General features: G+C 75.5%; 4 protein-coding genes. All 4 read right to left on the bottom strand.

From position 1 onward, the window contains the following. Nucleotides 1-39: 39 nt before the first annotated feature. On the bottom strand, nucleotides 40-336 hold the full coding sequence (locus tag DZF91_RS26755; protein ID WP_117359940.1) for a hypothetical protein: 297 nt from the start codon (nucleotides 334-336) through the stop codon (nucleotides 40-42). A 508-nt stretch (nucleotides 337-844) separates the two neighbouring features. Next, nucleotides 845-1,474 carry an RNA polymerase sigma factor gene (locus DZF91_RS26750; protein ID WP_117359939.1) on the bottom strand — a complete coding sequence of 210 codons (630 nt, stop codon included), beginning with the start codon at nucleotides 1,472-1,474 and terminating at the stop codon, nucleotides 845-847. Nucleotides 1,475-1,640: 166 nt separating this feature from the next. Next, nucleotides 1,641-2,390 carry a hypothetical protein gene (locus tag DZF91_RS26745; protein ID WP_117359938.1) on the bottom strand — a complete coding sequence of 250 codons (750 nt, stop codon included), beginning with the start codon at nucleotides 2,388-2,390 and terminating at the stop codon, nucleotides 1,641-1,643. Between the two features lie 142 nt (nucleotides 2,391-2,532). After that, nucleotides 2,533-3,778: aldehyde dehydrogenase family protein (locus tag DZF91_RS26740; protein ID WP_117359937.1), on the bottom strand; the 1,246-nt coding region annotated here is incomplete at its 5' end.

Below are 3,778 nucleotides of genomic sequence, written 5' to 3'. Positions count from 1 at the left end.
GGCGCGTCGCGGCGGCGACGCGCCGGAGCCGCCCCGCCCTCACCCGTGGGCGGGTGGCGGGGTCTCGTCGGTGTAACCGAAGTTCAGCACCGACATGTAATCCATGAAGCCGGATCCGGCGCTGGTCGTCTCCAGCGGCGCTCCGGTGTTCGGGTCGATGACGAGGCGGTAGGCGCCCGTCCCGACGCCCTCCGCGTCGTCGCCCTGCCGCGTCAGGGCCTGCCCGCGGCGTCCCCTCAGGTCGGTGACCGTCCCGAGCGAGCGCACGTCCGGGAGGTCGGCGAGAACGCGGTAGGCGGCCGCCCGGACCGCGGGCCGCACCGGCCCGATCGGCATGACCTGAGGTACTGGGACGCGGCCCAGAGCTGCGCGGAGTCGCCCTCGACCGGCCCGTTCAGCCCGCCCGAACGCGTCCAGGCCGGCAGTTGCCGCCGCAGGGCCGCCGGGTCATCCGAGAGCCCCGCGACGTCGAGTCCGGCAGGAGGACCACCGGCCATGCCGGGGGCCGGGTTCAGCGGCGCGCTGGAGACGGGACCGGGACGCATGCTGTCCCCCTCGCACCTCTGGCCGGCCGGGTCCGGCGCTGTGGCGTCCCGGGGGCTCTCCACCGCACCGGAGGGCTGGACGAGCCTCGGTACGGGGCCCTTGGGGCTCACCACCGGACCGGGGTCCCCGGCGCGCCCGCCGTTCACGCAGTCCACGCCCTGGGCCGTCGCCGGGCCGCCAGCGGCGCGCCACGCGGCGGCGTCCGCGGGGGACAGGGGCCGGGCTCCGGGCTCCCGGTGGACGGACCGGCCGAGGACGCCCGGCGCCGCGGCGTACCAGTACTCGTCGACGCTCCGGGTCACGATCTTGTACGGGTGGTCCTTCGACCCGACGACGGACCGCCCGCCCTGCTCGACGGTGACCCGGAAGTAGCGGCCCGCCGCCGGAGCGCTCGCGGTCCTGGCGGCGGCGACGAGCAGGACACGGCGCGCCTGCCGGTCGGATGGGCGATCTCCTCGTAACCGAGCCCGGCCGGCGCGGAGAGGAACACCACGTCCCGCTCGCCCGAGGAGAGGCCGCGCACGGCCCGCACCAGGTCCGGGCGGAGCGTCTCGGCGGCGACCCGCGCGGTCACCCGCTCCTCGTGGCCGGCGACGGAGACCTCCGCGCCGACCCTGCCCATCGCCCTCAGCCGCCGCTGCTCGGCCCGCCGGTGCTGGGCCACCAGGTTGGTGGCGATCCCGTACAGCCAGGGCCGGACCGCCGTGCCGCGGGACGGGTCGAAGTCGGCGCGGCGGCGGAAGGCGACGAGGAACGTGTCGGCGGCGAGGTCGTCGGCGGCCTCGCTCCCCAGCCGCGCCGCGAGGTAGCGGTGGATGTCGTCGAAGTACCGGTCGTAGACCAGCGCGAACCTCTCGGGCTCGCGCAGGGACGAGGCGACGAGCTCGGTGTCGCCCGTCACCTCGTCCTCCTGTGGTGGAGCTGTCATCGACGTCCTTTCGGGTCGCGGTCACCCTGTTGTTGGCCGACGACCCGGTCTTCTTCGCGCCGGGGACGGAAAAGCCCGTAGGCCCGTGCCGCCGGAGCCGGCGGCACGGCCTACGGGCGGGCACGCCTACGGGCGGGCACGGCCCGGTTCGTCCCGCGGGGGCGGGCTACTGGTACATCTGGCCGCAGACCGCGATGCGGGCGAGGTCGGCCCACGACATGTCGGTGATGTCCCGGACGTACGAGCGGGGCGCGGCGGTGCCGACGGCGTCGGGGAGGGGGATGCGGGCGCCGTCGGCGGCGTCCCAGCCGCCGACGCTGCCCGCGACGGCGCACTCCAGGTAGGTCGCCGGGTCGAAGTTGTACCAGCGGGCCGGGGTGGCGCGGCGGCCCGAGCCGGGCGGACGGGGCGCCTCGACGCCGAACCGGGCGCGCGGTCCCGGCGGCCGTTCGGCGAAGTCCTCCAGGTCGGCGAGCTGGGACAGCAGGACGCGCTCCCAGTCGGCGTGGTCGGCCGGCTCGTCCCCGGCCAGCGACAGGTCCCTGGTGCGCCACGCGGGGTCGAACGGCGGCGGCGGGCAGAGCGTGGCGGCGGTGAACATGGCGGCCACGTCGTCCGGCTCGACGCCGGACCGGTCGCGCAGCGGGCCGCTCACCCTCCACAGCGCCCGCAGGAACGCCGACAGCGACCACGACGCCGACCGCGCCTCCTGCCCGAGCTGCAGGAAGTGCAGGTAGAGCTCACGGTTGGTGCTCAGCGCCGGCCCCTTGGGCCCGGCGACCCAGTAGTGCTGCTTGTGCGGGACGCCGCTCTCCAGGACCAGGGCCCGGGCGAGCGCCGAGACCCGGGAGTCGAAGCTCGCCACCAGGTACTCGTTGCCGACGTCGTCCTGGCGCATGACGTCCCACATGTCCATCCGGGTCCTCCACGCTCGGTCTCACCACTCCCGCGTTCCCGCGCAAAGTGTCCCATCAGGGGGTCTTGCCGCCAGTGGCCGCGGCGTCACTTTCCGGCCTCGGTTCCCCGGGCCCGTCCCGGGGAACCGGCCGGTCAGGGGGTCACGACCTGGCCCGGTGGACGACCTGGAGCTCGGTGAAGCCGTGCAGGCCCCACGGCCCGTTCTCCACGCCGACGCCGCTCCACTTGAAGCCGCCGAACGGCTGGTGCGGGGCGAGCGCCAGGTGCGTGTTCACCCAGGCCGTGCCGCACTCCAGGCGTCCGGCGACCTCGGCGGCGCGGTCCGCGTCGCCGCCCCACACCGAGCCGGACAGGCCGAAGTGGGTGCCGTTGGCGCGCGCGACCGCCTCGTCCAGGTCGCGGTAGGCGACCACGGGCAGCGCCGGGCCGAACTGCTCCTCGTCCACGATCCGGGTGCCGTCCTCGGCGCCCGCCAGGACCGTCGGCTCGAAGAAGTACCCGGGACGGTCCATCGCGCGCCCGCCCGCGGCGGCCTTCGCGCCGCCCGCGATCGCGTCGGCGACCAGCTCCGACACGCGCTCGAACTGCGGCCTGTTGTTGATCGGGCCGTACTCCACGCCCTCGGCCGTCCCGTCGCCGACCTTCGCCGCGCGCGCCCGCGCCGCCAGCGCCTCCACGACGTCGTCGTAGATCGACTCGGGCGCGTACACCCGCTTGACCGCGGAGCAGACCTGCCCGTTGTTCATGAACGCCGCGCCGAACAGCCTGTCGGCGACGGCCTCCGGGTCCACGTCGTCCAGCAGGATCGCCGGGTCGTTGCCGCCGAGCTCCAGCGTGACGCGCTTGAGGTCGGGCGCGGCGGCGGCTGCGACGCGCTTGCCGGTCGCCACCGACCCGGTGAAGCTGATCTTGCGCGGGACGGGGTGGGCGGTCATCCACGCGCCGAGCTCGTCGCCGCCGCTCACCACGTTCAGCACGCCCGGCGGCAGGACGCCGCGCAGCGCCTCGCCGAGCAGCAGGCTCGACAGCGGCGTGTAGGGGGACGGCTTGAGCACCACGGTGTTGCCCGCCAGCAGCGCCGGGCCGAGCTTCCACGCGGCCAGCAGCAGCGGGTAGTTCCACGGCGTGATCGCGGCGACGACGCCCAGCGGCCGGCGCACCACCTCGACGAACGCGGCCGCGTCGTCCTGGATGACCTCGCGCGGCAGCTCCAGGCCGGCGAAGTACTTCAGCCAGACGCCGGCGCCGACCGCCTCCAGCGCGGCGTCCCGGAGCGGCTTGCCCTGTTCGAGCGTGATGACCCGGCCGATCTCCTCCGAGCGGGTGAACAGCACGTCCGCCGCCGCGCGCAGCGCCTCGCGCCGCGCCTGCTCGTCGGCCCGCCAG

Source organism: Actinomadura logoneensis (genome assembly GCF_003428695.1).
Classification (GTDB): Bacteria; Actinomycetota; Actinomycetes; order Streptosporangiales; family Streptosporangiaceae; genus Spirillospora; species Spirillospora logoneensis.
The sequence above is the reverse complement of the archived record's forward strand: the minus strand, read 5'-3'. Positions and strand labels throughout refer to the sequence as shown.